The sequence below is a fragment of the Paraciimarium castrense LEGE 11436 genome, assembly GCF_056633055.1.
In genome coordinates, this window is the sequence record NZ_JBSJOW010000005.1 from 147,528 (window position 1) to 172,818 (window position 25,291).

Sequence of the window (25,291 nt, forward strand, 5' to 3'; positions counted from 1 at the left end):
CTGGTTCCCCCCTCATGAACGGCCTCTGGCCCCGCTTGTGATGTCCCTCGCCATCGGGGCCTTGGCGATGGCAGGTCTGCCCCGCTGCGGGGCCCAGCCGGGCGACGGGCAGGCCGAAGTCGGCGATTCGGGCGGCGGTGCGGGCCTGAGCTCAGCCGGCGGCGCAGCGGCGCTGCTGAGTCCGGATCCGGCCCGGCTGCCTGTGGAGGCTGTGGCGCTGGAGCCTGTGGTGCAGGGGTTGAACCGCCCCTGGGGCGTGGCCTGGCTGCCCAATGGCGATCTGCTGATCACCGAGCGCCCCGGCCGGCTCCGGGTCGTGCGCGCCGGTGTGCTGGATCCAGAGCCGGTGCCCGGCGTGGCGCCCGTGGCCGATGTGGCCGCCAACCAGCTGTTCGCCTCAAGCCAGGGGGGCCTGCTCGACATCGCCCTGCACCCCCGCTTTGCGCAGAACCGCTGGGTGTATTTCAGCTACGCCCATGGCAGCCAGGAGGCCAACGGCACCCGTGTGGCCCGGGCCCGCTTCGATGGCCGGGCCCTGAGCGATTGGCAGGTGATCTTCACGGTGAACCGTGACAAGAGCGGCGGCCAGCACTTCGGCTCGCGGCTGCTGTGGCTGCCAGATGACACGCTGCTGGTGTCGATCGGCGATGGCGGCAACCCGCCCGTGAGCCTCGATGGCGCCTGGATCCGGCTCCAGGCCCAGAACCCGGCCAGCCACCTGGGCAAGCTGATCCGCATCCAGGACGACGGCTCCATCCCCCCCGACAACCCCTTCGTGGGCCAGGCGGGGACTGACCCGGCCGTGTGGAGCCTCGGCCACCGCAACATCCAGGGCCTGGCCTATGACCCGGTGCATCGGCGGGTGTGGGCCACGGAGCATGGCTCCCGGGGCGGCGACGAACTCAACCTGATCAGGCCCGGCGCCAACCACGGCTGGCCGGTGGTGGCCCACAGCCTCGAATACAGCAGCGGCGAACCCGTGGCGCCAGCCAGCAGCGCGCCGGGTTTCGTGGACCCCAGCCGGGTGTGGATGGACACGATCGCCCCCTCCGGCCTGGCGCTGCTCCAGGGCGAGGGGGTGGCGCCGTGGCGCGGCAACCTGTTCGCCGGTGGTCTGGTGGCCGGCGGGGTGCGGCGCCTGCAGCTCGATGCCGACGGTGCCGTGATCGCCGAATCCGTGATTCCGATCGGCGCCCGGGTGAGGGATGTGCGCCAGGGGCCCGATGGAGCGCTCTATGTGCTCACCGATGAGGAGCAGGGCCGCCTGCTGCGGGTGCGGCCCACGGGGCTCTGAAGCTCAGAGCTCGATGCTGCCTCTGAGAATCTCCCACCACAGGCACCAGTCGCCCCGGAAGCTGAACAGGGGATAGCGGAAGCTGGCGGGGCGGTTGCGCTCGAAGAGGCCGTGTCCCGCCCAGGCGAGCAGGTAGCCCTGCAGCGGGGCCAGCAGCAGCAGCCACCAGCGCTGGGTCAGCAGGGCCAGCAGCACCAGCACGATGGCGAGGTTGGCGCCGAGGAAGTGCAGGCGCCGGGAGCTGCGGTTGGCGTGTTCGCCCAGATAGAAGGGGTAGAAGTCGGCAAAGCTGGTGTACTGCCGGTCTGTGCCCATGCCGCCTTCCGCCCGATGCCCTGAACCGTTGCCCCATCCTGAACGGCCAACGGCTGAGCGGCCTGCCCTGCAGCTGATGGATCAGGCCCTGCTCGATCAGCTGAGCCGGCAGGCCTCGGCGTCGCCGCGTCGCCGCCGCAACCACAACCTGCACCAGCTGCCCGACCTGGTGCACCGGTTTCTGAACGCCCTGCAGCCCGGCACCTACGTGCGGCCGCACAGGCACCTGCGCGAGCAACCCGGCAGCGGCTTCGAGTGCTTCCTGGTGCTGCAGGGCGCCATCGGCCTGCTGCTGCTGGATCAGCACGGCCAGGTGACCCAGACCCTGCGCCTCGAGGCCGGCGGGCCGGTGCAGGGCATCGAGCTGGCCGAAGGCCAGTTCCACACGCTCGTGGCCCTCAGCGCCGATGCGGTGATGTTCGAGCTCAAGCAGGGCCCGTACCAACCCTCCAGGGACAAGGACTTCCTGCCGCAATTCCCCGCCGAGGGCACCCGTGAGGCCGAGCTGCAGGAGCGGCAGTGGCGGGCGTTGTTCCAGCCCCACTGATGGCTGGCAGCAGGGTTTCAACGATATCGACCACTCCCAGCAGCCATTCCCGGGCCTTGGAATCACCCGCCAGGAAGGTGTGCAGGCGCATCGTTGGAGCTGGAAGATCAGCGCCGGTGAAGGCCACAAGGGTCAGCCTGAAACAGGAGTACATAGCGTCCAACCACGGCATCGAAGACCCCATCGAACGCCATCTCCGCTGGATTGCCTTTGCGGAACTGAACGTTTGGCAGTTCACGCTCTCGAGCCGCCAAGGTCGCTGCGGCCACGGCGGCAGCTGCCTGATCGGCGCCCACCACGCTCCCAGCCTCACCAACGAGTTCAGCCGCAAGAAACGCCACATCTCCGGCGCCGCTACCCACATCTAAAACACGCATGCCTGGCCGAATGCCCGCCTCACCAAGCAGCTGCCTGGTCATCGGCTCCAGCAACCGTGCCTGGCTGCGCAGGCGATTGAGTTCGTGATCAGAGTGCCCGAGGAGGTAAGGGGAGTTCCGCATCGACTTGCCGTTGTGGATGGATCAAACAGTGCTCATCGCGGCCGGTGCGTAGTGCCCAATCCTGGGGTGATGAACAGTGCCGTTGCTTCGTGCTCCACATCAGCGGTGTGCCAGGTGCCTGGAGGGTTGACGGCGTACTGGCCTGGCCCCAGTGTGATGGAGGAGTGACGGCCATCAGGATCTTCCTGATAGAGGATCATGGCACCAGAGGTGCAAAGAACAACTTCGCTCCCGTGCGGATGCATCTCCCACATGTCCCACGAGGCGTTGAATTGATGCATGCTTAAGAGTCGCCCCTCCGCACCGTCTTCGCTATGGCGGCTGATGTATTCTGTGTACCAATCCATGTCACCGGTGAACAGAGGCTCAACCTCGGCGGTTGCACCAAGACCCAGATGGATTGGATGTGCAGACATGTTGTTTACTGCCACTGAAAGTCCTCTCAGTTGCGAAAGAAAATAATCTTAGCAGGTTAAATCACGGCTTTCTCCTGGCGGCCTCCAGGGCCATCTGAAGGTACTTCCCCAACTTCTTAGCCGCTATGTCGTCAAGATGCCTGAGCTTGAGGTGACGGCGCCGCTTGCCACCGCCTTCCAGGAACCCGTCCTCATCCTTGATGTTGGCGCCCAGGCTGAACTCCACGGAGACATGTTCCTTGTACGCAAAAACACCACCGAACTGGACGTCAGAAGTGAAAAGAATGCCTCCATACTTGACCTCTTCTGTCATTGGAATGATGGTTTCCCTGACAAGGTTTCGCACTGCCTGGAGCACTTGAAACTGCTCTTCTCCGAGCAAGTGAATCTGATCCAGAAGAGTCTGAACTGACTGGGCCATGGAGGTGGTGCTCCGCTGAGGAATCGGCTGTCTTGGTTCAAGCCCGGCCGACTATACGGATCAGAGGTATAGTCTGCCGGCCAAGGCATGACTGATAATGTCCGCCATTACCAGGTCGCAGGGATTACTGGGAACATTCTGACGCTTTCGGTGGTGGCTCAGGTATGGCCTTGTTAGTCGGCGGGAGAGAACCTCAGTCCAGACGGGCCTTGGCGCTGAATGACTGCAGCACGAAGCGGCGAGCCTCCGGAAGCTGGGACTCGAGCACGAGTTGCAGGCGCTCACCCTGCCGGCCGGGGCGGAGCTCCTTGATCTGATCGATCACCTGGCCGCGCCCATCCAGCACAGCAAACTCCGCCCTGATTTCTCCGCAGGGGCGCTCCAGGCAGTTCACCTCCATCACGTCGGCCATGCCGCCGCCATAGAACACGGGCCGGCGGCAGTTGTCCTGGCACTGGCGGGTGAACACTCCTTGATCCGATTCCTGCCAGCCGGCCGCCAGCAGATCCTGTCGGGTCTCTTTGCCTGGTTTTGCCGCAGCAGCACCGTCTGCCGGTGGCCGCAGGCCCGCCGCGGTCCAACCGGCCCCGAACCCAAGGGCCAGAACTGCGACGGCCAGCAGCCACCGGCCTCGGAAGCCGGGAGACTCCGCAGACGGAAGTCGGGCCTGGCTACCAGGAGGCTTGTTTTGAGGAGACCCCTTGGTGGCAGACGCCAGCCCCTCCATCTCGCTGATCAGATCCTCAACGGTCCTCTTGTTTCTTGTCATCGTCGTATCCCTTGAGCGAACGGAACATCAGGCCGCCGCGGCTGCCGATCAGGACCACCTTCGTGAGCAAGTCCCAAAACGTAGTGTGGGGGAATCCCATGATCAGCGTCTGCGGCCCCCCCGCCGCCTAGGCCAGAACCTGAAACCAGCCCCAGCGTTGATTGGGCAGCGCGAACAGCAGTCAAACCTAGATCTCCAGCGGCATCATCATCAGGCCGAAGATGTCGGCCAAGCCGAGGGGCACCCCGAAGCCGCCTCCCCTGCCACTACCACCGAATCCCGTCCCATAGTCGCCCCACAAGGAGCGCCTAAAGCCCTGACCAAAGCGGAGGCGTCGGCCTATGGGTTCCGAACTCACCATCACCTCGTTAAAGAACAGGAACGCCCCCATCGATAGGAGCACGGCCCTGAGCAGGAAGGTGAAGAAATCCTGATCGGATTCTGGGAGTCCATCGCTCTGTTGCCGCCACGCAACAATTGTATCAACAACGGGGTTGGTCTGGCCAACCCAGCGCAAGCTTCCCCTTCGTCATTCAGCGCTATCCGGAGGTGATTCCTTCCCCGCCCGTAAGAATCACAGCTTGTAGCCCTAGAAGAGAACTAACGCTGGCCATCACCTGCCTGTAGAGAGACGATGCGAAAGCATCCCCCAAGGGGGCAGAGAATCTCTGGTGGCGGGTCAGGTGAATGGCCGTGTTAGAGAGTGGCCGCATTGTCAGGATCCTGCAGAGGAAGGATCCTTGATGCAACCATCGCCAGAACATCAGCCGTCGCTGTCTTAATCAACTTGGCTATTCTCGTACGCCAGCCAACGCTCTTCAGCTGATCTGCAAGAACGACACCACTCACACCGCTCTCCTCTGGCAAGGCCACTTCAATGGGATAACCCTTTACAGGAAAACTACTGGACAGAACAGCGCCAAGCCAGCCTTGGCGTTGTAGGCCTTCGGTGAGATCACCAAGGCAGGATGCCTCCCAGCCTGCTCACTACCTGTCTGGGGGGTTAATGGCACCCTTAAGCACCTCAGCAACGCTCCACCCGTAGCGGTCCACTGCCTTGGTCCTAACGGTGATGTCCAATCCGATGGGCAGCAGTGATTGTAGTGATCTACGGGGCTCTATTCTGTATGTGGATTGGGATGTATCAGAAACATATTTACAGGCAAAGCGGACCTTGATCCGTTGACTGGCCCTCCCCCACGGTGATCGTGTCGTCGTCTCCAGTGGAGATGACATATGCAGAGTGCGCACAAGGAAGAAATAAGATTAAAAACACGTCCACCGAAGTCGACACAATGGAGGGATTACATGACAAGCGCAATGCAGCCTGTACTGACTTGGATTTACCGGGAGAGATCTTGAGCATCCTTCCAGGATATATCTTCGCTCAGTATGATAGTGAGATCGCTTCTTGTGCTTGTATTCTGCATGATGATTCGATTTGCTTGATTGGAGATCGAGCGCTCGAACAGGTTTCTCATGGTTCGCCCATTCCCGAAGTTATGCGCCTTCAATCGCACCAGTTCGTCTGTTACACGAGATAGTTTGCCCCTCGCGTCCTCACCTAGTCTGTAATTAGAGGAATCGGCGATAGAGATAAATATTTCTTGCAATTCATTACTCGAGTAGTCTTCAAAACAGAAATACTTGTTGAAACGGGACTTCAGACCAGGATTTGATGACATGAATCTTGCCATAGGCTCTTGATACCCTGCGACTATTACGACTATGTCTTCTCTGTGGTCCTCCATGTACTTCAGTATAGTGTCTATTGCCTCTTGACCGTACTGATCAGTGCCATCTGAGGCTGACAGACTATATGCTTCGTCTATAAATAGAATTCCTCCCAATGCTCTGTCCAAGACCTCTGTCGTCTTGATAGCCGTTTGTCCGAGATATCCACCAACTAGACCGCCTCTGTCGATTTCGATAAAATGTCCTTTACTGAGGAGACCAAGTATACTGTACATCTCCCCAAGCTTGCGAGCAATAGTCGTCTTCCCAGTTCCAGGATTACCGTAAAAGACCATGTGGTTTGAAACATCAGGATTTGGAAGACCCGCTTCCGCTCTTAACTTCTGAACGCGAAGTATGTTGACAAGTGATCTGACCTCATCCTTAATATTATCCAGGCCAGTCATCTGATCTATCTCGGCGAAGACCTGTTCAACGGTTCGATCGTGAGTACTTGGTTCATTCGCGTCGGAGGAGTTGCCCACAGTTATTCCTGCGCCCCCTATGGATGTCTTCACTGAATCCTGACGCCATCCCATTCCTCTATACACTCCATCCCTCAGGATGTTGAAGAAACTCTCTTCCTCCTGATCCACTCTCCTGTCAATTGATATCAGAATGTGCGCGTAATCTAGTATTGCATTTGTCACATCCTTCTGCTTGATCTGTAACAGACTATGGGCACGCATTTCAGATGCTGCAAAGTCAACAATCCGCTTGGCAAGCGTATCTGCTCTTGATAGTGAGGCGTCAACTGTTAACAATCTCGCTTCAAGGGTCTTTCTGATGTAGCCCCGCTTTTGCGCGACACTCAAAAAAGTGATATACCTCTCTGAGCACATGCCAGCGCAACAGCAAGTGTCGAAAACAAACGATATCCAGTAATCACTCTGATCCGCACCTGGAACTGTATGCAAATATAGGTGAGCGATATCGAGAAAAATTGCGCCAAGAGCACTGGGAATACTGGGATCTAGGTTTTTAGCGGAATATTCGGTCAGGCACTTTCTATGAGCAGAAAGGAATAGTCTGGACTTGTTGTTCATGCAGACATAAGTGCTTTCTAGAGGGCGTCGTCTTCCTGCATAGCAATCTCCTGCTTGGACTCGCTGTAATTATTAAAGGCATACTCAATTGCGATAAACCCACTATATTTGTTAGACGCAGCCACGCATAGGAAGATCGACTCCAAATCGGACGCAAGACTCTTTTGATTACTATTATCCCATTGAGCAGCAAGTATTCTTTCTCCATTGTTAACTGCTTGCATCCAGTCTCTGGGTTTATTCCAGATGCTGTCGTACATTAAGAAGTCTATGAGTTTAGACTTCCCATAAATCTTTTCTAGCTTGCCTTTCATGTCATTGAAAGTGCTCCTTAATTCTACTCCATAGGGATTGGTGGTAATTGTATTGCCAACAGATTTCACCCACGCCAAACCCTGCACTGGTGATATTTGGAGGAAGTAATATGCAAAGGCAGAGTGTTTCTTTGGTAGCGTTTCAGCTCGATAGATGCAGGGCTTAACTTCTGCAAGTTGGGCGTCTATGTCCTCTTTCCTTAATCCTTTCTGCAGACCAAATGGACCATTGTCTGGGGTTGCCCTTGGAGTGGAGAAATTTGTCGCACCTTGTCCCGGCGCTGGCGGAGGTGGCGGCAAGGGTGGCAGGAAATCGCTGCTCACAGATACCCCATGGCATACTTCTTGACAGCCTACTACATAGTCGTAATCCCAACAACTCCAACACAAGGCCCACCAGTGGCGACATACTCCCCGACCTTAGCGGGCAGGCTCACTTCAGAACCAGCAACGAGGCCAGGTTACTCAGCTAGACCACACAGAATCCGCTCACCGAGGCTGTTTCCCCATTTCTGAAAACGCATTTGCATGGCAATAATGAGTCTAAACCAGGACCATACCAGCTTTGTGATGCAGCCGCTTCGACCCCATCTCTCTAACGCTCAAGATCAGCGGCGGGAGGAAGGCACTCCGGAGAATAAATTCTTTGCCTCCGTCCGCTGAATCTTGATGTTAGGCGTCAGCTGCTGTGTCCTGTCCTTATCTTCCATTCGTCAGTAAGTAAGCCTGAAAAGCCCCAGTCTTCATCATCGATCTCCTGAATTACGACATGAGTGTGCTCGGGTTTCTTGCCTAGTACCGCAACAAGAGAATCCGTAATATCTTTCACTAGTTGCGCCTTCTGCTCGCGCGTGGCACCCTTAGTGATCTGCACATTGACATAGGGCATGGGTTTTCAAATACGACGTTTACAAGCTAGCGGCGCTTGTGACTGTAGCCTACGAGGCCAAGGGCGGCTTACAAAAGAGTACGGAATCAGTCAAATCAGATACTGTATTTGGCAAGCTCTAATTGAACTAGAATCTTCATGGAAAGCCACCATATCGTTGAGCCACAGTGCCAGCGCCAAGCCAAGGCGCCTTGTCATCCCAAAAGATGTTCTTGTCTGGCAGCATTGAAACATCGCTGTCAAGCCCTCCCGCTGGGATGATCAGAGACGACATCGTTTTGTTTAGAAAGGGAAGTGCCGATCCGCACTTAACACAGAATGCCCGAGTAAACGATCGTTCGCCGGGATAATCAAAGCGTCTTACAAGCTCCGAACCGGATTGCCATAGAATCGGCGAGGGTTTTGCCAGGATATTTGAAGCAAACGCCGTTCCGGAAAGCTTTCTACATTGTTGACAATGACAAAAGTAGAATTCATCAAGCTCAGCCGCTATGAGATATCTCACTTCTCCGCACAGGCAGCTTCCGCTCAAATTGACTTCTGTCATGGCTGACATCCTAAACGCCTAACGCTGATTGGGCGGGTCCGGTAACCGCCTCCTTGGTGGGACACTAACCAGACTAAGGACATGGCCAGGCCCTTGCTAAGGCTGAGAGTAGCGGCCATTACTGACTTCTGGGTAAAAGACCTCAAGCCTTCGGCAGTTTATGCGGACCCGTTAACCATCTGTTCAGTTGGCTACAGAAGGTCCACAGGGCTGCTCACCCCCAGCGTTCCCCTGTTCAGCACATGGGTGTAGATCATCGTGGTCTTGACGTCACTGTGTCCCAGGAGTTCCTGGATCGTTCGGATGTCCTGTCCCCGTTCCAGCAGATGGGTGGCGAAGGAGTGGCGGAAGGTGTGGCAAGTGGCTGGCTTGGTGAGGCCAGCCGCGAGCACGGCTCGGCGTACGGCCTTTTGGATCAGACTGGGGTCGAGATGATGTCGCCCCTGCTCGCCAGTTGAGGCGTCGCACCATCGTTGATGCTGGGGAAACACCCACTGCCAGCCCCACTCCACCCCGGCATTGGGATACTTGCGGCCCAGGGCGTGGGGCAACACGACCCGCCCCCACCCTTGGGCCAGATCCTGCCGATGGATCTGTCTGACCTCCGCAAGGTGCCCCCTCAGCCGGGCTCCGAGGCGGTCCGGCAGCAAGGTGCGGCGATCCCTGCCCCCTTTGCCATCACGCACCATCAGCTCGTGTCGGCTGAAGTCGAGATCGTGCACCCGCAGGCGCAGGGCTTCGATGAGTCGTAGCCCGCTGCCGTACAGCAGGCCAGCCACCAGCGCCTCCACGCCAGTCAGTCTTTGAAACACGGCACGTACCTCATCCGTAGTCAGCACCACGGGTAGCCGTGGGCGCTTGCGCGCCCGCACCACCCCCTCAAGCTCCAGATCCCGACCCAGCAGCTGCCGGTACAAAAACAGCAGAGCCGCGAGAGCCTGGTTCTGGGTGGAGGCGCTAACTTGCCGTTGCACAGCCAGATGGCTGAGGAAGGCATTCACCTCGTCGCTGCCCATCTCCCTGGGGTGGCGCAGGTGGTGAAACCGCAGAAAGCGCCTGAGCCATTGTTCGTAGGTGTTCACTGTCCGGCGGGCGTAGTGCCGCACCTGCAGTTCCTCCCGGTAGCGCTGGATCAGCCCTGGAGGGGATGGCTTGGGCTGCATGACGGTTGATACTGCTTCCTCTTCAGTATTTCCACGCCGCAGACCGCTTTCTACGCTGCCCATGGTTCCCGCCGGCTGCTCCTTGATCCCTTGCCTGCCAGATGGCCCCCCGGCCCGGCCCGAGGTGGAAAGCCTGCAGGCCTACAGCGCCCCGCTGGAGGGCCGCCGCGGCCTGCTGCGGCTGGATTTCAATGAGAACACCGTGGGTCCCAGCCGCCGCGTGGTGGAGGCGCTGCGCGCCATCCCGGCCGATCACTACGCCATCTATCCCGAGTACGACGGCCTGCGCGAGGCGGTGGTGGCCAATCTCAGCGCCTCCCCCTCAGGCCTGGCCAGGCCGCTCGCCCCGGCCCAGGTCGGCCTGTTCAACGGGGTGGATGCGGCGATCCATGCCCTCTTTCACGCCTACGGCAACCGGGGCGACCGGCTGCTCACCACCAGCCCCACCTTCGGCTACTACAGCCCCTGCGCCCAGATGCAGGGCATGGCGATCACCGCCATCCCCTATGAGCTGCCCGGTTTCGCCTTCCCGCTCAAGGCCATCCGCCAGGCCCTGCTCGCCGAGCCCAGCCCGCGCATCCTGCTGCTCTGCAACCCCAACAACCCCACCGGCACCCGGCTGGCGCCAGAGCGGATCCTGGAGCTGGCCGCCGCCGCGCCGGCCACGCTGGTGGTGGTGGATGAGCTCTACGAGGCCTTCACGGGCGACAGCGTGCTGCCCACGGCCGACTTCGCCGCCACGCCCAACCTGCTGGTGCTGCGCTCCCTGGCCAAGACGGCCGGCCTGGCCGGGCTGCGCATCGGCTTTGCGATCGGTGCTGAGGCAGTGGTGGATCGTCTCAGCCGCGTCACCGGCCCCTACGACATCAACAGCTTTGCGGTGACGGCCGCCCTGGCGGCCCTGGCCGATCAGCCCTACACCGATGCCTACGTGGCCGAGGTGCTGCGGGCCCGCCACTGGCTCGTGAGCCAGCTCCAGCAGCAGGGCGTGCGCCACCACGCCGCCGGCGGCAACTACCTGCTGCTCTGGCCCGAGCGCCCGGCTGAGGAGGTGGAGCGGCGTCTGAGGGAGGCCGGCATCCTGGTGCGCTCCATGGCGGGCAAGCCGCTGATCGGGGGCTCGTTGCGGGTGAGCCTCGGCACCACCGCCCAGATGCAGCAGTTCTGGGCCGCCTACACGGCCATCACCTCCGCCTGACTCAGCACTGGTGCACTGAGCAACGGTGCGGCTTCAGCGCATCACCTGGATCACCGGTCCGCCGCTGAGGCTGCCAGGCAGGTTGAGGCTGCGGCCCGGCCGCTTCACCGGCACGCCGCCCATGGCCTGCAGGAAGCCATCCACGCTGCCCTGATCACAGTCGGCGGGCGTTGAGCCGGAGACGTACTGCACCGGGATCACCACCGCCGGCTGCAGCTCGCGCACCACCTCGGCGGCCTCGCTGCCGTCGTACACCTTGGCGCCGCCACCCACGCCGATGATCAGCACGTCGGGGCGGCCCAGCAGCACCTTGTCTGCGGGGCTGAGGCGGGCCACGGTGCCGCCGAGGTGGGCGAAGGTGAGCCCCCCCTGCTGCCAGCGCCACAGCGTGGACTGCCCGAAGCGGCGGCCACCGACCCGGTCGTGGGGGCCGCCGATGCCTTCGATCTTGAGGCTGCCCACCCGGTAGGAGCCCGGATCCACCAGGAACTTGCCGCTGGCCACGGGCGCTCCCTCATCCAGCAGGCGGCTGCTGGCCAGGATCACCGTGGCACTCACCCGCGGCTCAGCCAGCCCGGCGGCACAGGCCACGGCCTTGAACGGGTTGAGCAGCACGCTGGCGCCGCCGCCACGGATCATCAGGGCGCTGTGGCCGTAGCTGGTGATGCTCACGCCGCTGCCGGCCAGGGCCGCCGCCGGGCTCAGCCCCAGGCCGGCGCCGAGGGCCAGGGCCACCAGGGCGCTGCCGCTGCGGCTGGGCCGCGGCCGGCTCCGGCGGGTCTGGGTGGCGCTAAGCATCGGATCGGGCCGCTTTGCTGGCGCGAAACTAGCAGCGTTGCCAGGCCTGGCTGGCCGGCGGGGTTCAGCCTGCCGCCTGGTTGAGGAAGTTGGCCAGCAGGGCGTGGCCGCCCTGGGTGAGCACGCTCTCGGGGTGGAACTGCACCCCCTGCAGGTGGGGATGGCTGCGGTGCCGCAGGCCCATGATCGTGCCGTCCTCCAGCCAGGCGGTGATCTCCAGGCAGTCGGGCAGCGAGTCGCGCTCCGCGATCAGGCTGTGATAGCGCGTGGCCGTGAGGGGCCTGGGCAGGCCCTCGAACACCCCGGCGCCCTCATGCAGCACCGGCGAGGTCTTGCCGTGCATCAGCTCCCGGGCCCGCACCACCCGGCCGCCGTACACCTGCGCCAGGGCCTGGTGGCCCAGGCACACCCCCAGGGTGGGCACCGTGGGGCTGAGCTCCCGCAGCACCTCCAGGCACACGCCCGACTGATCCGGATCCCCCGGCCCAGGCGAGATCAGGATCGCCGCCGGTTGCAGGGCACGGATCTGCTCCAGGCTCAGGGCGTCGTTGCGCTCCACCCGCACCTCGGCGGCGAGGGGATGGTCGGCCGCCAGCTCGCCCAGGTACTGCACCAGGTTGAAGGTGAAGCTGTCGTAGTTGTCGAGAACGAGAAGCATGAACGCTCGGGGCCTCGGCCCATTCAAAGGCCGAGCCGGCTTCAGAGGCCGAAGCGGCTCAGCATCGGCGGCACCAGCAGCAGGGCTGCGATCACCAGTGACGCCATGGCCGCCACCAGCACGGCGGCGGCGGCGCAGTCCTTCGCCACCCGGGCCAGGGGGTGGAACTGGCGGCCGATGGCCAGGTCCACCACGGCCTCAGTGGCGGTGTTGAGCAGCTCCAGCACCAGCACGGCCGCCACCGTGAGCACCAGCAGGGCCATGCGGTCGGCGCTGAGCTGCAGCCACAACCCCAGGCCGAACACCACCGCGCCGGTGGCCGTATGGATGCGGAAGTTGCGCTGGCTGCGCAGGCCGTAGGCCAGGCCCTGGGCGGCGTAGCGAAAGCTCGAGGGCAGATCGCCGGCCACCCGCCAGGCTCCGATCCGCTTGGGCACCTTCCTGCGTGACACTGGCGGGGGCGCCTCCATCAGCCGGGGACGGGGTTCGGGTACTGGGCGAGGACTGGTCATGACTGTGCCGCACCTTACCGCCGTTCTCAGCTCTGAACAGGCCTGCCGGCTACGCCAGCGACTCGCCGCCGCTGGGGCCCGCAGGCGCTCAGCAGGGCCTCCTGCCGGGCCAGCATCGCCGCCAGGGCCTCATCGTCGGGATGGTCCCAGCCCAGCAGGTGCAGCAGGCCGTGGCTGGCCAGGAACAGCAGTTCGCGCTCCAGGCTGTGGCCGTGCTCCGGGGCCTGGCGCTCGGCCGTGTCCAGGGAGATCACGATGTCGCCCAGCTCCAGGGCGACCGCTGCCCCGTCGGGGTCGGCCGGCAGGGCCGGCTGAGCCGGCAGGCCGTCCAGGTCTGGATCCTGGGCGGCGAAGGCGAGCACGTCAGTGGGGCCGCTGAGGGCGCGCCAGTCCTGGTTGAGGGCGGCGATGGCCGCATCGGTCACCAGGCTCAGCCCCAGGCTGTAGGCCGGAGCCTGCAGGGCGGCGGGCAGCTCAGGCTGCAGCAGGGCCAGCCAGTGCTCCAGCTGCTGTTGCCACAGCGCTGCGCCAGCTTCGGGATCGGCCAGCTCAGCGGCACCGGTGGCCGAGGCGTCAAAGGCGAGATCGAGCTCGATGGCTCAGCCCCCGGGCAGCTGGGGCCGGCCCAGCCAGGCCACCAGCACCAGAAACGCCATCAGGCCAACGGCGGTGAGCCCGAAATGCAGCAGGCTCTGGCGCCCCTTGCGCACCATGTTGCGCATCGCCAGCTTCACGAAGCTGGGGTTGGCGTCCGGGCTGGGCTCAGCCATCGGTTTCGCCCTCGGCGGCGACCCCGGCCACGCCGGCGTGCAGCAGGCTCTGGATGAAGGGGTCGAGGTCGCCGTCCATCACTCCCTGCACATCGGTGGTTTCGTGCTGGGTGCGCAGGTCTTTCACCATCTGGTATGGATGGAACACGTAGTTGCGGATCTGGTTGCCCCAGGCGGCCTCCACGATGTCGCCGCGGATGTCGGCGATTTCCGAGGCCCGTTGTTCCTGGGCGATCACCAGCAGCTTGGCCATCAGCAGCGCCATCGCCTTCTCCTTGTTCTGGAGCTGGGAGCGCTCCTGGGTGCAGCGCACGAACAGGCCGGTGGGGATGTGCAGGATGCGCACCGCCGTTTCCACCTTGTTCACATTCTGGCCACCGGCACCACCGGAGCGTGACGTGGTGATCTCCAGGTCCTTGTCGGGGATGTCGAGCTTCACCTCCTGATCGAGCTTGGGCATCACCTCCACCCCCGCGAAGCTGGTCTGGCGCTTGTCGTTGGCGTTGAAGGGGGAGATGCGCACCAGCCGGTGGGTGCCCTTCTCGTTGCGCAGGTAGCCGTAGGCGTAGCGGCCCTCGATCTCGATCGTGCAGCTCTTGATGCCTGCTTCCTCCCCCTCGCTGAGCTCATCGACGCTCACCTTCATGCCGTGGTCTTCCGCCCAGCGGGTGTACATGCGCAGCAGCAGCTGGGTCCAGTCCTGGGCGTCGGTGCCGCCGGCGCCGGCGTTGATGGTGAGCACGGCCCCCTCCTTGTCGTAGGGGCCGGAGAGCAGCCGCTCCAGCTCCCAGCGATCCAGTTCGCTGCGCAGCTGGCCCAGGCCGCCATGGGCCTCCTCCAGCAGCTCGGCGTCGGGCTCCAGCTCGTAGAGCTCCAGGGTGGCTTCGGCGTCGCCCACGGCGGTCTGCCAGCGCTGCAGCTGCTGCAGCTGGGCCTTCACGTCGTCGAGCTGGCGCATCTGCTTCTGCGCCTCCTGCTGGTCGTTCCAGAACTCCGGCTGGGAGGCGAGCTGCTCGAGGTCCTGTTGCCGGGCGTTCAGGGCAGGAACGTCAAAGACAGTCCTGGGCGTTGCCCAGGCGGTCAGTGAGCTCGGAGAGGTCGCGTTTGAAGTCGGTGAGATCGAGCACCGGGCACGGTCGGTCGGTGAATCGACCGTACCAGCGAGGGGCTGGGGCCGCTTTTAGGATTCCTTCATCAAGCCGCGAGTGCCCATGGCCCCCACCGTCGAGATCTACACGTGGCGGGCCTGCCCCTTCTGCGTGCGGGCCAAGGCCCTGCTCGATCGCAAGGGTGTGGCCTACACCGAATTCGCCATCGACGGCGATGAGCGGGCCCGTGCGGCCATGGCCGAACTCAGCGGCGGCCGCCGCAGCGTGCCCCAGACCTTCATCAACGGCGCACACGTGGGCGGCTGCGACGACCTGCACGCCCTCGAACGCAGCGGCAGGCTCGACGCCCTGCTGGCCTCCTGACGGTGGCGATGCCGTTCCAGCAGGAGGGCGCCCAGCTGTTCGTGATCGATCCGATCGGTCGCCTCAACCCCGCCAAGGACTCCACCGCCGCCCTGATGCAGGCGGCCCAGCGGGCCGGCCGGCCCGTGTGGGTGGCCACCCCGGCCGACCTCTCGGCCCGCTGCGCTGACCCCGCCGCCCCTGCAGGCCATCAGGCCTGGGTGCGGGCCTGGCCCATCGCCCTGGAGCCGATGGCGCTGGGGCCCGAGGGCTGGATCGTGCCGGAGCCCTGGTATCGCCTGGGGGAGCCCCAGCTGCTGCCGCTCACGGCCTTTGCCCACGTGTGGATGCGCAAGGACCCGCCGGTGGACGAGGCCTACCTCTATGCCACCCACCTGCTCGATCTGGCGGAGCGCCAGGGGGTGGCGGTGATCAACCGGCCCGCCGCCCTGCGGGCCTGGAACGAAAAGCTCAGTGCCCTGCGCTGGAGCCACCTGATGGCTCCCACCCTGGTGGCCAGCCGGGTGGAGGCCCTGGCGGCCTTCACCGCCGAGCACGCCGAGGTGGTGCTCAAGCCCCTGGGCGGCCGGGCCGGCCAGGGGGTGGTGTTCGCCTCGGCCTCCAGCCCCGGCCTGCGGGCCCTGCTGGAGCTGGTGACGGGCCAGGAACAGCTGCCGGTGATGGTGCAGGCCTTCCTGCCGGGGGTGAAGGCGGGCGACAAGCGCATCCTGCTGGTGGATGGCGAGCCGCTCGGGGCCGTGAACCGGGTGCCGAGCGGTGGTGAATTCCGCAGCAACCTCGCCGTGGGGGGAGCGCCCCAGGCCACCGAACTCACCGACCAGGAGCGCCGCATCTGCGCCGAGCTGGCTCCGGCCCTGCGGGCCGAGGGGCTGTTCTTCGTGGGCATCGATGTGATCGACGGCCGCCTCAGCGAGATCAACGTGACCAGCCCCACCGGCATCCGCGAGGTGGAGCGCCTCGGCGGGGTGCCCCTCGCCGACCTCACCGTGGCCCGACTCAGCCGGCCTTGATACCTTGCAGCTGGTCGGCTGGCCCCCGGGCCCGCCCGCCAGCACTGTGTTCTCAGGGGCTACGCCATGGCCGAGTTCCGGCACCGCCACCAGATCAATTACCTGCGCACCCTCAGCGGCGTGGTGGGCATGATCCGCAACCCCGAGGGAACCGAATCCGTCTTCGACATCGAGGACGGCCTCAAGCGCAGCGGTGCCATGGACAGCTTCGAGGCGCGGGTGCGCTCCCTGCCAGGGGTGGAGGAGCTGATGCAGGAGCGCTACCTGGCCCAGCCCCTCAACGTGGAGGAGCTGGCCGCCATGCCCCCCGAGAGCCTCGGCCATGCGCTGGCCCGCCACCTCCAGGACCACGGCTTCGATCCCGACTACTACCGCAAGGTGGCGGTGAACAGCGACCTCGACTGGATCCTGATGCGCATGCGTCAGAGCCACGACATCTGGCATGTGGTGAGCGGCATCGGCACCGACCGCATTGGTGAGATCGCCCTCAAGGCGTTTGAACTGGCCCAGACCTGGCGGCCCATGGCGGCGGTGATCACCTGCGGTGGCCTGCTGCGCTATCTGCTCAAGGACCCGGAACAGATGGGCGCGGTGCTGGGGGGCATCGGCCACGGCTACCAGCTGGGCTACAAGGCCCAGCCGCTGCTGGCCCAGCGCTGGGAACGCGACTGGACGCGGCCCCTGGCCGGCTGGCGCCAGGCCGTGGGCCTGCCGGAAGCGCCGGTGCTGCCCCAGGTGGCAGGCCTGCCGCCGCAGCCCTAGCCCTCAGCCGCTCTCCGGCCAGCCAGCCTGGAGCTGCCGGCTGGCCTCTTCGTAGCCCACCGTGTGGATCTCCTGGTAACGCTTCCAGTCGAGGAAGGGAAAGCTGCCGATATCGGGTCGCAGGATCACATCGGCGAGCCGCTCCTGGGCCCGGGTGGTGGCGTGGGAGCCGCACATCATCGCGTCGATGATCGTGCGCCCCAGGGAGGGGGGCTGGCGCTCGCTGCCGCGCGCTGCCGCGCTGCCGGCCCCAGCTTCAGCGCTGAGTTCCGGATCGGGATCGAGCGACAGGGCCACGACGCGGCCATTGCTGCGCCGGCGAGCCTCGGCCACCGGCAGGTTGTTGAGGATGCCGCCATCCACGTTCAGCTGGCCCTGCCCGTCTGCGACGGGGGGAAAGATCCCCGGCACCGACATGCTGGCGATCACCGCCGTGGCGATGTCGCCGCTGCCCCAGCCCTGCAGCTGGTTGGTGGCGAGGTTGGTGGAGAAGGTGCGCAGCGGCAGCCAGCTGTCCTGCAGCCGGGCCGTGCCGAAGAAGCGGTCCAGTTCCAGCCGGGAGTTGCGCAGGGTGAACAGGGAGCCCCGCGGCACGGTGAAGGAGTAGGGCCGCGCCTTGATGATCACCCGCTCCAGATTGCTGAGGATTTCGCTGGCGGGCAGATCAAAGGCCACCAGCGAGGCCACCAGCGCGCCGATGCTCACGCCCATCACCATGTCGAAGTCGCGCAGGCCCAGCTCTTCCATGGCCGCCAGCGCGCCCACGTGGGCGAAGCCCCTGGCGCCGCCGCCGCCGAGCACGAGCACCCGCTGGCGCCGCAGGGTGGCCCGGGCCAGCCGCTCCAGGTGATCGGGGCGCTCGGGCTTGAGGTTCAGCACCTGGGCGAAGGGCTGGGCCGTGGCCCAGTCCCGCGAGCGGGGGTTCTGCTCCTCGGCTGGCCAGAGCCTGACCAGCAGGGCCTCGCCAGCTTCGGCCTGGGGCAGACGGATGCTGCTGGCCTCCCCCTCGCTGAGGATCAGCAGCCGATCCACCAGCAGCCGGTTGCGGCGGCTGAGGGCGGCTGGATCGTCGCTGACGATCACCTCGGGACGGCCGGTGCGGGTGGCCTCCACCAGCCGGGCGTGCAGGCCGGCTTCGGGGTCGTCGTCAGCTTCGGAGGCTGCGCTGATGCTGAGGTCGTCCAGGCCGTTGAGGCCCTGGCTGAGCCGCTGCAGCTGCTCCGGCAGCAGGCGCCGCACCGCCGTGGTCAGGGGCGAGCCGGGGCAGGCGTCGTGGATCACGATCGTCTGCAGCGGCAAGCGGCCGGGGTCGCGACCCACGGAGGCCGCCTCGGCCAGGGCCGTGATGAAGCGGGATGGCACCCCGGGCTCGCACTCCAGCAGCTGTTTGAGCTGGTCGCCGTCGAACTGCAGCACCTCAACCGCCGTGAGGGCCAGGGCCGAGGCGGAGCGGGGCTCCCCGCTGAGGGGGCCGTAGTCCCCCACCAGCTCCCCGGGCACCACCTTGCGGAAGAAGCCCTCCGGCTGGCCCGGCGGCCCGGTGTGCAGCCCCACCACCCCCGTGAGCACCAGATAGGCGTGGTCGCCGGGATCGCCCTGCCGGAACAGGAGCTCTCCCTCCTCAAGGGCCATCTGGCTGGGGCCCAGGGCGGTGATGCGGCTGGGATCGAGGCCCGCCAGCACCCCTGAGCCGGCGAGGGCCCTGGCCAGCAGGGCATGAAGCGTTTGTGTCATGGAGGGGTATCGATCAGGCAGGCCCTGTCAGCCGCGTGGGTTGGGGCAGGTTGAGCTGCTGCTGCAGCACCCCCAGCTTGAGGGCCACCTCCTGCAACTCCCGGTCCACCGCCGAACCCGGCACCAGCCCGGCGCCGGCGGTGAGCTCCAGCTGGCGGCCCTCCACCGTGCCGCTGCGGATCGCCACCCGCAGGTCGAGGTCGCCGGCGCTGTCGATCCAGCCGATCGGGGCGGCGTAGTGGCCCCGCTCAAAGGGCTCCAGGTTGCGCAGCCAGGCCATGGCCTCGCGGCGCGGCAGGCCCGCCACCGCCGGCGTGGGGTGCAGGGCGGCGGCGATGGCCAGGGGTTGCTGCCGTCCCAGGCAGGCGCTGATCGGGCTGTGCAGATGCACCAGCTGGCCGTGGCGGGCCAGGCGGGGATGCCGAGGCCGCCGCGGGTTCAGGCCCGCCCGGCTGAGCACGGCGGTGATCGTGTCCACCACGAGCTCGTGTTCGAGGCGGTCCTTGGTGGAGTGCAGCAGGCTGGCGGCCCGTTCATCGGCGGGCGCTGTGCCGGCCAGGGCATCGCTGCGCAGCTGGCCCTGGCGCACGGTGAGCAGCCGCTCCGGCGAGGCGCCGATCAGGGCTGATCCGGCGCAGCGCTGCCAGAGCAGCCGGCAGCTGCCGCCCTGGTGGCGGCGCAGGGGGGCGAGCAGGCCCAGGGGATCGGGCTGGGCGCTGAGGGTGAGCTGCTGGCGCACGGCCAGCACCAGCTTCTGCAGGGCGCCGCCCTCCACCAGCTCCAGGGCCTGGGCCGCCGCCTGGCGGTAGTTCTCCTGCCAGGGCGTGCGCAGGGCCACCGCCACCGTGGCGCTGGCCGCTGAGGCGTGGCTGTGGCGCTCCAGCTGGCGGGCCTTCTCCCAGAGCTCCTCGGCCAGGCTGCGGGCCGTGACGCCGCCGCCCAGGGGCCGCTGCAGCCGCAGCCAGCAGTGCTGGCCATGGCGGCTCAGCTGCCAGCGGGGCAGCACGGCCTGCACCCCCGGGATCGCGGCGACGCTGGTGTCCAGGGGGGCGTCGAAGAAGCCGAAGGCCAGCAGCACCCTGGGCCTGGCCAGGGGCGGACAGGCAACCTGGGCCCCGGCCAGCCGGTTGAGGCTGGCGCTGGCGAAGCGCTGGGCCAGCTCGAAGCGCCGCGGACCGCTCAGCTCCAGGCTGTTGGTGCGGCCGCTGGCGGCGATGCAGAGCCCCGGGGCGCCGTCCCAGAGGAAGCGGAAGCTGTCGCCGCCCTCCAGGTGGGGCAGCAGGGCCATCGGATCCCCCGGGGCGATCGCCATGGCCAGGCTGAGCACGCCCTCCTCGTCCGCCTGGCGGGCGCCCTCGCTGGCCAGGGCCAGCAGATCGGTGAAGGAATCAGGAGCCGGCAACGGCTGGGGCCCGGGGCGCCGCGAAGAGCTGCTCAAATGTATGGGTCCTGTCGCGGTTGCCGCCCCCGGTCCCCATGCCTGAGCCCGAGGTCGTCGCAAGCCGTTACGCCGCAGCGCCCGGGTCCGTGGCGGCGCTGGGTGCCGTGGGTTCAGGGCAGGCGGCGGGCGCGGCCGAGCAGCGGCGACTCCTCTGGCGCTCGGCGATCAAGTGGCCCATGTATGCCGTGGCGGTGATGCCGGCGCTGCTGGCGGCCGGCTGGCGCTGGGGGCAGGGCGAGGTGCTGCGCCTCGACCAGCTGCTGCTGTTCCTGCTGGCGGCCGTGTTGCTGCTGGCCTGGGAAAACCTCGCCAATGACGTCCACGACGCCGACACCGGCGTGGACACCCACGGCAAGCCCCACTCCCTGGTGAACCTCACCGGCCGCCGCGCCACGGTGGCCCGCTGGGCCCGGACTGCTCTGGTGGCCGGGCTTCTGCTGATGGCCCTCGTGGCCTGGCGCAGCACGCCGCTGGTGCTGGCCCTGGTGCTGGGCTGTTGCGCCCTCGGCTACCTGTACCAGGGCCCGCCCTTTCGCCTCGGTTATCACGGCCTGGGGGAGCCGCTGTGCTGGCTGGCCTTCGGGCCTCTGGCAACGGCGGCGGCGCTGCTGGCCCTGGGCCCCGCCGCCAGCAGCATCCCCTGGCGCACCGCCCTGCTGCTGGGAAGTGGAGCGGCCGTGGCCACCAGCCTGGTGCTGTTCTGCTCCCACTTCCATCAGGTGGAGGAGGATGCGGATCACGGCAAGCGATCCCCGGTGGTGCAGCTGGGCACCGCCACCGCTGCGGGCCTGGTGCCCTGGTTCGTGGCCCTCACCCTGGCGCTGCAGTGGGCGCCGGTGCTGCTGGGCCACTGGCCCCTCACCGCCCTGCTCGGCGGGCTGGCGCTGGCCCCCGGCCGTCAGCTGATCGGTCTGCTCCAACAGCAGCACGACAGCCCCAGTGCGATTGCGGGCAGCAAGTTTCTGGCCCTCCGCTTCCAGACCTTCAACGGCCTCGGCCTGGCTCTGGGCCTGGCCCTCGGGCGCTGGCTCTGAAGGCCATGGCCCAGCCCCCTCTCCTGCGTGAAGAGTCGGCGGCGGCCCAGGTGCTCCACCTGGAGTGGCGGCGGTTCCGGGCGCCGCTGCCCCGGCCGCTGCGCACCGCCCGGGGCCGCATCGACGCCAAGCAGGGCTGGCTGCTGCGCCTGGAGGCTCGCCGCGATGGCGCCCTGGGCTGGGGCGAGGCGGCCCTGCTCGAGGGGGACCCCCGCAGCCTTGAGCAGGCGATCGATGCCCTCCCCGGCGCCTGTGACCGCGCCGCCCTGGAGGCCCTGCTGGCCCAGCCCGGCTGTCCGCGCTGTCTGGCCTTCGCCCTGGGGGCTGCCCTGGCGGAGCTCGACGGACTGCCCGAGGAACGCTGGCTGGCAGCCCCCGCCGGGGCAGCGCTGCTGCCGGCCGGGGAGGCGGCCCTGGCCGAACTGGAGCGTCTACTGGCTCAGGACTCCTGCCCAAGTCCGCTGGTGCTGAAGTGGAAGGTGGCCACCGAGCCTGATGGCGTGGAGCGCCGCGTGCTGGAGCAGCTGCTGGAGCGCCTGCCCGCCTCGGCCCGTCTGCGTCTCGATGCCAACGGGGGCTGGACCCGGGCCACCGCCTGGACCTGGGCGGAGCGGTTGCGGCAGGAGCCGCGGCTGGAGTGGCTGGAGCAGCCCCTGCCCCCGGCCGATCGGGAGGGGCTGGAGCTGCTGGTCCGCCAGCTGCCGGTGGCCCTGGATGAATCCCTGGAGTGCCACCCTGAGCTGGCCGGTGACTGGCCCTCCTGGCAGGTGCGCCGTCCCAGCCAGGAGGGCGATCCAAGGCCCTTGCTGGCGGCCCTGGAGCGGGGCAGCTCCTTCCTGATGCTGAGCAGCGGCTTTGAAACCGGCATCGGCCGCCGCTGGCTGGAGCACCTCGCCGCCCTGCAGTGGCGCGGCCCCACCCCGGTGGCCCCTGGCCTGGCCAGGGCCTGGCAGCCCCTGGGCAGCCTGGGCTCGGCCAGCCCGGAGGCGGTGTGGCGGGCGGCCCAGTGAGGCCCGGGGAACCCCTGGGGCCAGAGCAGCTGGACGCGGCCTGGCGTCGCGGTGAGCTGGTGGCCCTGGCCGGCCCCCAGCAGCAGCAGGCGCTGGCCCTGGCGCTTGGTGAGGCGGGGGGCAGGACGCTGCATCAGCTGGCGGAGCGCTGGGGGGCCGGGGTGGTGCTGGGCAGCGGCGGCAGCCGTGGCAACAGCGGCCCGGGCCGTGGCCCTGGCGGGCGGCGCTGGTGCCTGCAACCGCTCGCCCACCTGGAGGCCTCGGCCGCAGCCACGGGCCGCTGGCTGGAGGGGATCGGCCTCGATCCCGCCGCCTGCGTACACCTCAACCCGCTGCCCAGCCACCACGTGAGCGGCCTGCTGCCCTGGCTGCGCTCGCGCCGCTGGGGCTGCGCCCACCGGCCGATTTCCCCCGAACTGATGCGCCAGCCCCAGGCTCTGGCCGCCCATCTGCCCATCGCGACGCAGTCGCCGGCCCTGCTGTCGCTGGTGCCCACCCAGCTGGCCCGTCTGCTGGCCGACCCGGCCGGGCTGGCCTGGCTGCAGCGTCTGGCGGTGATCTGGGTGGGTGGCGCGCCGCTGCCGCCGGCCCTGGCCCAGCAGGCCCGCCAGGCCGGTCTGCGGCTGGCCCCCTGCTACGGCGCCACCGAGACCGCCGCCATGGTCACCGCCCTTCACCCGGAGGGCTTCCTGGCCGGGACCGCCGGCTGTGGCCCGCCCCTGGAGGGGGTGGAGCTGCGCCTGACGGCGGAGGGCGGCGCCCTGGAGGTGCGCTGCGGCAGGCTCAGCCCGGGCTATTTGTGCGACGGCGTGCTGCAGCCGCTGCCGCTGGCGGCGGGGGGCTGGTGGCGCAGCGGCGATGCCGCCCGGCTCAGTGGGGATGGCCTGCAGGTGCTGGGGCGGCTGGATGGCGCCATCCACAGCGGCGGCGAAACGGTGTTTCCCGAACAGCTGGAGGGGAGGTTGCGGGCCCTCGCCGCCAGCACGAACCTGCCGCTGGGGGAGGTGCTGCTGCTGGGGGTGGACGATCCGCTCTGGGGCCAGCGCCTGGTGGCCCTGGTGCGGGCTCAGCCTGCGGCGAATGGCGAGGCCCTGCTGGCCCAGCTGAAGGCCGCCGTGGCCGTGTGGTCACCCGCTGAGCGGCCCCGAACCTGGCTGCTCTGCCCCACGCTGGCACCAACAGGCCTGGGGAAGTGGCCCCGGGCCCGTTGGCAGCGTTGGCTTGAATCGCTAGAAGCTGGTTAGGAATCCACTGCCTGACCACCCTGCAATGACCACTCTGAGTGATGCCGAACTGAGCAACAAGAAACTGGCTGCCGGCCTCACTGGCATCTTCCTCGGTGCCTTTGGCGTGCACAAGTTCATCCTCGGCTACACCAAAGCGGGCATCATCATGCTGGTGGTGTCGCTGGCCGGTGGCGTCGTCACCTGTGGCATCGCCAGCTTCGTGATGGGGGTGATCGGCCTGATCGAGGGGATCCTCTATCTCACCAAGACCAACGAGGAGTTCCAGGTCACCTACATCGATGCCGTCAAGGACTGGTTCTGATCTTGGCTCCTACCAAACCGGCCCGGCGCTTCACCGGCCTGATCCTGCTGGCAGCGGCAGGCATCAGCGTTGGGGCCTTCGGCGCCATTCCCCAGGACGGCTCCCTGCACCTCTTGGCTGTCTTGGCCAGCCTGCTGCCCCTGCAGCTGGCGGCCCTGTACTGGGCTACAGCGGCTGCACCCCCCCCAGGCTCGAGGCCTCCAGCCAGCGGTTGAGCGCCGCCGGCAGGGGGCAGCGCCGGCGGCTGCTGGTCTCGATCGCCAGGTGGCGGGTGAGGGCCTCAGCCGCGGCTGCGCCGTTGCAGCGGAAGCTGTAGTGCACGTTGAAGCTGGCCGGATCGAGCCGCCTGGGCTTCAGCTCCAGGCTGAGCCCATCGCCGCACACCAGGGGCCGCAGGAAATCGGCCCGGCAGTGCACGATCGGCAGGGCCACGGCCAGGGAGCTGCCGGGGGTGGGAAACACCTCCGCCGCCGCCACGCCGAAGCGCTCCAGGCTCTCCTCATAGGCCTCGTGGCACCAGCCCAGCAGGCGGTGGAAGTGCACCACCCCGGCGGCGTCGGTGTCCCCGAAGCGCACAGTGCGGCTGAGCTGCAACCAATCGGAACGATCCATGACGCCGGGCGGTGGTCACCCCAGCGTTTTAGTCCCGCCAGGGGTTCGTACAGTCGCCCCAGTGCGCCTCCAAGCCCTTGGCTTCCCCCGCCGCCTCCGAACAGCCCACCCTGATCCGGGCCTGGGAAGCCTTCCTGGCCCATGTGCCCACGATGCTGCTGATCTGGGTGGCCACGGCGGTGATCAGTGGGGTAGGGGTGGCGATCTATCTGATCGTGAACCTGATCGTGTTCGCCGCTGCCGGCGGCGAGGACATGTCCGATGCCGCTGCCGGAACGGCGCTGGTCGTGGGCCAGCTGGGTCAGCTGCCCTTCTCGATCCTCTCCAGCCTGGTGGGCGTGCTGTTCACCGCCGTCCCGGCCATTCACTACGCCACGGGAGACACCATCGGCATCGAGGCGGCGTTCCAGGCCCTGTGGGCCCGCCCCTGGCGCTATCTGCTGGCGGGTGTGCTGTTCAGCGTCGCCGTGGTGATCGGCCTGCTGCTGTGCGTCTTGCCCGGGATTGCCGTGGCCCTGGTGGGGCCCGTGTACATCAACAAGGTGTTCAACACCGACCTGCCGGTGCTCGATGCCCTGCGGACTTCGTTTCAGGCCGTCTACCGCTCCCAGCGAGGTTGGGAGTTCGTGGGGATCGAGATCCTCACGGGCCTGGTCGTCGCCGTTGTGTCCGTGGCCACCTGCGGCCTGGGGGCCCTGGTGGCGGTTCCCGTCTCCAGCTTCTACATCCAGAACGTGGCCTATCACCGGGGCGTGCTGAGCTGAGTGCCCCTGGCGG

31 protein-coding genes and 1 pseudogene are annotated in these 25,291 nt (G+C 66.4%); 11 read left to right on the forward strand and 21 right to left on the reverse strand.

Going from position 1 to position 25,291, the window contains the following annotated elements; all coding sequences use genetic code 11:
* Nucleotides 1-40: 40 nt before the first annotated feature.
* On the forward strand, nt 41-1,294 hold the full coding sequence (locus ACWJIO_RS09235) for a PQQ-dependent sugar dehydrogenase (RefSeq protein ID WP_480313014.1): 1,254 nt from the start codon (nt 41-43) through the stop codon (nt 1,292-1,294).
* Between the two features lie 3 nt (nt 1,295-1,297).
* Here the strand turns inward: ACWJIO_RS09235 and ACWJIO_RS09240 are convergent, their stop codons facing one another.
* Nucleotides 1,298-1,609: an Mpo1-like protein gene (locus ACWJIO_RS09240; protein ID WP_480313015.1), complete on the reverse strand. Its 312-nt coding sequence runs from the start codon at nt 1,607-1,609 to the stop codon at nt 1,298-1,300.
* A 28-nt stretch (nt 1,610-1,637) separates the two neighbouring features.
* Between ACWJIO_RS09240 and ACWJIO_RS09245 the strand changes: the two genes are divergently transcribed.
* Nucleotides 1,638-2,156 (forward strand): WbuC family cupin fold metalloprotein, encoded by a 519-nt coding sequence (locus ACWJIO_RS09245; RefSeq protein ID WP_480313016.1) that lies wholly within the window; start codon nt 1,638-1,640, stop codon nt 2,154-2,156.
* A 107-nt stretch (nt 2,157-2,263) separates the two neighbouring features.
* Here the strand turns inward: ACWJIO_RS09245 and ACWJIO_RS09250 are convergent, their stop codons facing one another.
* From ACWJIO_RS09250 to ACWJIO_RS09300, 11 genes and pseudogenes are all read right to left on the reverse strand, one after another.
* On the reverse strand, nt 2,264-2,656 hold the full coding sequence (locus tag ACWJIO_RS09250; protein WP_480313018.1) for a class I SAM-dependent methyltransferase: 393 nt from the start codon (nt 2,654-2,656) through the stop codon (nt 2,264-2,266).
* Nucleotides 2,657-2,688: 32 nt separating this feature from the next.
* Nucleotides 2,689-3,072 carry a hypothetical protein gene (locus tag ACWJIO_RS09255; RefSeq protein ID WP_480313019.1) on the reverse strand — a complete coding sequence of 128 codons (384 nt, stop codon included), beginning with the start codon at nt 3,070-3,072 and terminating at the stop codon, nt 2,689-2,691.
* A gap of 61 nt (nt 3,073-3,133) precedes the next feature.
* Nucleotides 3,134-3,493: a DUF1801 domain-containing protein gene (locus ACWJIO_RS09260; RefSeq protein WP_480313020.1), complete on the reverse strand. Its 360-nt coding sequence runs from the start codon at nt 3,491-3,493 to the stop codon at nt 3,134-3,136.
* Between the two features lie 193 nt (nt 3,494-3,686).
* Entirely contained in the window at nt 3,687-3,962 is a 276-nt protein-coding gene (locus ACWJIO_RS09265) for a hypothetical protein (RefSeq protein WP_480313022.1), read from the reverse strand.
* 487 nt (nt 3,963-4,449) lie between these two features.
* Nucleotides 4,450-4,779: a hypothetical protein gene (locus ACWJIO_RS09270; RefSeq protein WP_480313024.1), complete on the reverse strand. Its 330-nt coding sequence runs from the start codon at nt 4,777-4,779 to the stop codon at nt 4,450-4,452.
* Between the two features lie 179 nt (nt 4,780-4,958).
* Nucleotides 4,959-5,275: pseudogene (locus tag ACWJIO_RS09275) on the reverse strand (type II toxin-antitoxin system PemK/MazF family toxin).
* Between the two features lie 330 nt (nt 5,276-5,605).
* Nucleotides 5,606-7,042 (reverse strand): AAA family ATPase, encoded by a 1,437-nt coding sequence (locus tag ACWJIO_RS09280; protein WP_480313025.1) that lies wholly within the window; start codon nt 7,040-7,042, stop codon nt 5,606-5,608.
* A 17-nt stretch (nt 7,043-7,059) separates the two neighbouring features.
* On the reverse strand, nt 7,060-7,680 hold the full coding sequence (locus tag ACWJIO_RS09285) for a hypothetical protein (RefSeq protein WP_480313026.1): 621 nt from the start codon (nt 7,678-7,680) through the stop codon (nt 7,060-7,062).
* Nucleotides 7,681-8,035: 355 nt separating this feature from the next.
* Nucleotides 8,036-8,245 (reverse strand): tautomerase family protein, encoded by a 210-nt coding sequence (locus ACWJIO_RS09290; protein WP_480313027.1) that lies wholly within the window; start codon nt 8,243-8,245, stop codon nt 8,036-8,038.
* 136 nt (nt 8,246-8,381) lie between these two features.
* Nucleotides 8,382-8,792 carry a GFA family protein gene (locus ACWJIO_RS09295; RefSeq protein ID WP_480313028.1) on the reverse strand — a complete coding sequence of 137 codons (411 nt, stop codon included), beginning with the start codon at nt 8,790-8,792 and terminating at the stop codon, nt 8,382-8,384.
* A gap of 191 nt (nt 8,793-8,983) precedes the next feature.
* Nucleotides 8,984-9,955 carry an integron integrase gene (locus ACWJIO_RS09300; protein ID WP_480313030.1) on the reverse strand — a complete coding sequence of 324 codons (972 nt, stop codon included), beginning with the start codon at nt 9,953-9,955 and terminating at the stop codon, nt 8,984-8,986.
* A gap of 61 nt (nt 9,956-10,016) precedes the next feature.
* Between ACWJIO_RS09300 and ACWJIO_RS09305 the strand changes: the two genes are divergently transcribed.
* A complete protein-coding gene (locus ACWJIO_RS09305; protein WP_480313031.1) occupies nt 10,017-11,153 on the forward strand; it encodes a pyridoxal phosphate-dependent aminotransferase in 1,137 nt (378 codons plus the stop codon).
* A gap of 33 nt (nt 11,154-11,186) precedes the next feature.
* Here ACWJIO_RS09305 and ACWJIO_RS09310 read toward each other — a convergent pair whose 3' ends face one another.
* From ACWJIO_RS09310 to prfB, 6 genes are all read right to left on the reverse strand, one after another.
* On the reverse strand, nt 11,187-11,951 hold the full coding sequence (locus ACWJIO_RS09310; protein WP_480313032.1) for an MBL fold metallo-hydrolase: 765 nt from the start codon (nt 11,949-11,951) through the stop codon (nt 11,187-11,189).
* A gap of 64 nt (nt 11,952-12,015) precedes the next feature.
* Nucleotides 12,016-12,609: an anthranilate synthase component II gene (locus ACWJIO_RS09315; protein WP_480313033.1), complete on the reverse strand. Its 594-nt coding sequence runs from the start codon at nt 12,607-12,609 to the stop codon at nt 12,016-12,018.
* A gap of 41 nt (nt 12,610-12,650) precedes the next feature.
* Nucleotides 12,651-13,079, reverse strand: coding sequence for a diacylglycerol kinase family protein (locus ACWJIO_RS09320; RefSeq protein ID WP_186700045.1), 429 nt, complete (start codon nt 13,077-13,079; stop codon nt 12,651-12,653).
* 68 nt (nt 13,080-13,147) lie between these two features.
* Nucleotides 13,148-13,717: an rRNA maturation RNase YbeY gene (ybeY, locus tag ACWJIO_RS09325; protein WP_480313175.1), complete on the reverse strand. Its 570-nt coding sequence runs from the start codon at nt 13,715-13,717 to the stop codon at nt 13,148-13,150.
* A 3-nt stretch (nt 13,718-13,720) separates the two neighbouring features.
* Nucleotides 13,721-13,891: a DUF3285 domain-containing protein gene (locus ACWJIO_RS09330; protein ID WP_480313034.1), complete on the reverse strand. Its 171-nt coding sequence runs from the start codon at nt 13,889-13,891 to the stop codon at nt 13,721-13,723.
* A protein-coding gene (gene prfB / locus ACWJIO_RS09335; protein ID WP_480313036.1) for a peptide chain release factor 2 occupies nt 13,884-15,018 on the reverse strand; the annotation gives its coding sequence in 2 pieces (ribosomal slippage) (nt 13,884-14,942 and nt 14,944-15,018; 1,134 coding nt in all). The genes ACWJIO_RS09330 and prfB overlap by 8 nt, the downstream gene beginning before the upstream one ends.
* A gap of 84 nt (nt 15,019-15,102) precedes the next feature.
* Between prfB and grxC the strand changes: the two genes are divergently transcribed.
* The 3 genes from grxC (at nt 15,103) to ACWJIO_RS09350 (ending at nt 17,135) form a co-directional block, all read left to right on the forward strand.
* Nucleotides 15,103-15,363 carry a glutaredoxin 3 gene (gene grxC, locus ACWJIO_RS09340; protein WP_186698303.1) on the forward strand — a complete coding sequence of 87 codons (261 nt, stop codon included), beginning with the start codon at nt 15,103-15,105 and terminating at the stop codon, nt 15,361-15,363.
* 8 nt (nt 15,364-15,371) lie between these two features.
* Nucleotides 15,372-16,373, forward strand: a complete 1,002-nt coding sequence (gene gshB / locus ACWJIO_RS09345) for a glutathione synthase (RefSeq protein WP_480313177.1) — start codon at nt 15,372-15,374, stop codon at nt 16,371-16,373.
* Between the two features lie 66 nt (nt 16,374-16,439).
* Complete coding sequence (locus tag ACWJIO_RS09350) at nt 16,440-17,135, forward strand: Coq4 family protein (protein WP_480313037.1); 696 nt, start codon at nt 16,440-16,442, stop codon at nt 17,133-17,135.
* A gap of 3 nt (nt 17,136-17,138) precedes the next feature.
* Here ACWJIO_RS09350 and ACWJIO_RS09355 read toward each other — a convergent pair whose 3' ends face one another.
* Nucleotides 17,139-18,869: a patatin-like phospholipase family protein gene (locus tag ACWJIO_RS09355; RefSeq protein ID WP_480313038.1), complete on the reverse strand. Its 1,731-nt coding sequence runs from the start codon at nt 18,867-18,869 to the stop codon at nt 17,139-17,141.
* A 13-nt stretch (nt 18,870-18,882) separates the two neighbouring features.
* Nucleotides 18,883-20,307, reverse strand: coding sequence for an isochorismate synthase (locus ACWJIO_RS09360; RefSeq protein ID WP_480313039.1), 1,425 nt, complete (start codon nt 20,305-20,307; stop codon nt 18,883-18,885).
* Between the two features lie 38 nt (nt 20,308-20,345).
* On the opposite strand from ACWJIO_RS09360, the gene menA reads away from it, so the two are divergent.
* Genes menA through ACWJIO_RS09380 form a run of 4 tightly spaced genes read left to right on the forward strand, consistent with a single transcriptional unit; the run spans nt 20,346 to nt 23,902 of the window.
* Entirely contained in the window at nt 20,346-21,344 is a 999-nt protein-coding gene (gene menA / locus ACWJIO_RS09365; protein ID WP_480313041.1) for a 2-carboxy-1,4-naphthoquinone phytyltransferase, read from the forward strand.
* A gap of 5 nt (nt 21,345-21,349) precedes the next feature.
* The gene (locus ACWJIO_RS09370) at nt 21,350-22,354 is read left to right on the forward strand and encodes an enolase C-terminal domain-like protein (protein WP_480313043.1); all 1,005 of its coding nucleotides are present in this window, start codon (nt 21,350-21,352) and stop codon (nt 22,352-22,354) included.
* Nucleotides 22,336-23,598, forward strand: a complete 1,263-nt coding sequence (locus ACWJIO_RS09375) for an AMP-binding protein (RefSeq protein WP_480313045.1) — start codon at nt 22,336-22,338, stop codon at nt 23,596-23,598. Before ACWJIO_RS09370 ends, ACWJIO_RS09375 begins: the two co-directional genes overlap by 19 nt.
* A gap of 25 nt (nt 23,599-23,623) precedes the next feature.
* Nucleotides 23,624-23,902 (forward strand): TM2 domain-containing protein, encoded by a 279-nt coding sequence (locus ACWJIO_RS09380; protein WP_193815627.1) that lies wholly within the window; start codon nt 23,624-23,626, stop codon nt 23,900-23,902.
* A 165-nt stretch (nt 23,903-24,067) separates the two neighbouring features.
* Here ACWJIO_RS09380 and ACWJIO_RS09385 read toward each other — a convergent pair whose 3' ends face one another.
* Nucleotides 24,068-24,514 carry an acyl-CoA thioesterase gene (locus tag ACWJIO_RS09385; RefSeq protein WP_480313047.1) on the reverse strand — a complete coding sequence of 149 codons (447 nt, stop codon included), beginning with the start codon at nt 24,512-24,514 and terminating at the stop codon, nt 24,068-24,070.
* 77 nt (nt 24,515-24,591) lie between these two features.
* Between ACWJIO_RS09385 and ACWJIO_RS09390 the strand changes: the two genes are divergently transcribed.
* The gene (locus tag ACWJIO_RS09390; protein WP_480313049.1) at nt 24,592-25,278 is read left to right on the forward strand and encodes a hypothetical protein; all 687 of its coding nucleotides are present in this window, start codon (nt 24,592-24,594) and stop codon (nt 25,276-25,278) included.
* Nucleotides 25,279-25,291: the final 13 nt, after the last annotated feature.

Coding starts and splice junctions, on each gene's coding strand:
- ACWJIO_RS09250 (WP_480313018.1), bottom strand. CDS start 2,656: ATGCGGAACTCCCCTTACCTCCTCGGGCACTCTGATCACGAACTCAAT.
- ACWJIO_RS09290 (WP_480313027.1), bottom strand. CDS start 8,245: ATGCCCTATGTCAATGTGCAGATCACTAAGGGTGCCACGCGCGAGCAG.
- ACWJIO_RS09380 (WP_193815627.1), top strand. CDS start 23,624: ATGACCACTCTGAGTGATGCCGAACTGAGCAACAAGAAACTGGCTGCC.
- menA (WP_480313041.1), top strand. CDS start 20,346: ATGCCTGAGCCCGAGGTCGTCGCAAGCCGTTACGCCGCAGCGCCCGGG.
- ACWJIO_RS09370 (WP_480313043.1), top strand. CDS start 21,350: ATGGCCCAGCCCCCTCTCCTGCGTGAAGAGTCGGCGGCGGCCCAGGTG.
- ACWJIO_RS09315 (WP_480313033.1), bottom strand. CDS start 12,609: ATGCTTCTCGTTCTCGACAACTACGACAGCTTCACCTTCAACCTGGTG.
- ACWJIO_RS09350 (WP_480313037.1), top strand. CDS start 16,440: ATGGCCGAGTTCCGGCACCGCCACCAGATCAATTACCTGCGCACCCTC.
- ACWJIO_RS09295 (WP_480313028.1), bottom strand. CDS start 8,792: ATGACAGAAGTCAATTTGAGCGGAAGCTGCCTGTGCGGAGAAGTGAGA.
- ACWJIO_RS09235 (WP_480313014.1), top strand. CDS start 41: ATGTCCCTCGCCATCGGGGCCTTGGCGATGGCAGGTCTGCCCCGCTGC.
- ACWJIO_RS09320 (WP_186700045.1), bottom strand. CDS start 13,079: ATGGAGGCGCCCCCGCCAGTGTCACGCAGGAAGGTGCCCAAGCGGATC.
- gshB (WP_480313177.1), top strand. CDS start 15,372: ATGCCGTTCCAGCAGGAGGGCGCCCAGCTGTTCGTGATCGATCCGATC.
- ACWJIO_RS09240 (WP_480313015.1), bottom strand. CDS start 1,609: ATGGGCACAGACCGGCAGTACACCAGCTTTGCCGACTTCTACCCCTTC.
- ACWJIO_RS09385 (WP_480313047.1), bottom strand. CDS start 24,514: ATGGATCGTTCCGATTGGTTGCAGCTCAGCCGCACTGTGCGCTTCGGG.
- ACWJIO_RS09305 (WP_480313031.1), top strand. CDS start 10,017: ATGGTTCCCGCCGGCTGCTCCTTGATCCCTTGCCTGCCAGATGGCCCC.
- ACWJIO_RS09355 (WP_480313038.1), bottom strand. CDS start 18,869: ATGACACAAACGCTTCATGCCCTGCTGGCCAGGGCCCTCGCCGGCTCA.
- ACWJIO_RS09300 (WP_480313030.1), bottom strand. CDS start 9,955: ATGCAGCCCAAGCCATCCCCTCCAGGGCTGATCCAGCGCTACCGGGAG.
- ACWJIO_RS09280 (WP_480313025.1), bottom strand. CDS start 7,042: ATGAACAACAAGTCCAGACTATTCCTTTCTGCTCATAGAAAGTGCCTG.
- ACWJIO_RS09260 (WP_480313020.1), bottom strand. CDS start 3,493: ATGGCCCAGTCAGTTCAGACTCTTCTGGATCAGATTCACTTGCTCGGA.
- ACWJIO_RS09330 (WP_480313034.1), bottom strand. CDS start 13,891: ATGGCTGAGCCCAGCCCGGACGCCAACCCCAGCTTCGTGAAGCTGGCG.
- ACWJIO_RS09310 (WP_480313032.1), bottom strand. CDS start 11,951: ATGCTTAGCGCCACCCAGACCCGCCGGAGCCGGCCGCGGCCCAGCCGC.
- ACWJIO_RS09255 (WP_480313019.1), bottom strand. CDS start 3,072: ATGTCTGCACATCCAATCCATCTGGGTCTTGGTGCAACCGCCGAGGTT.
- grxC (WP_186698303.1), top strand. CDS start 15,103: ATGGCCCCCACCGTCGAGATCTACACGTGGCGGGCCTGCCCCTTCTGC.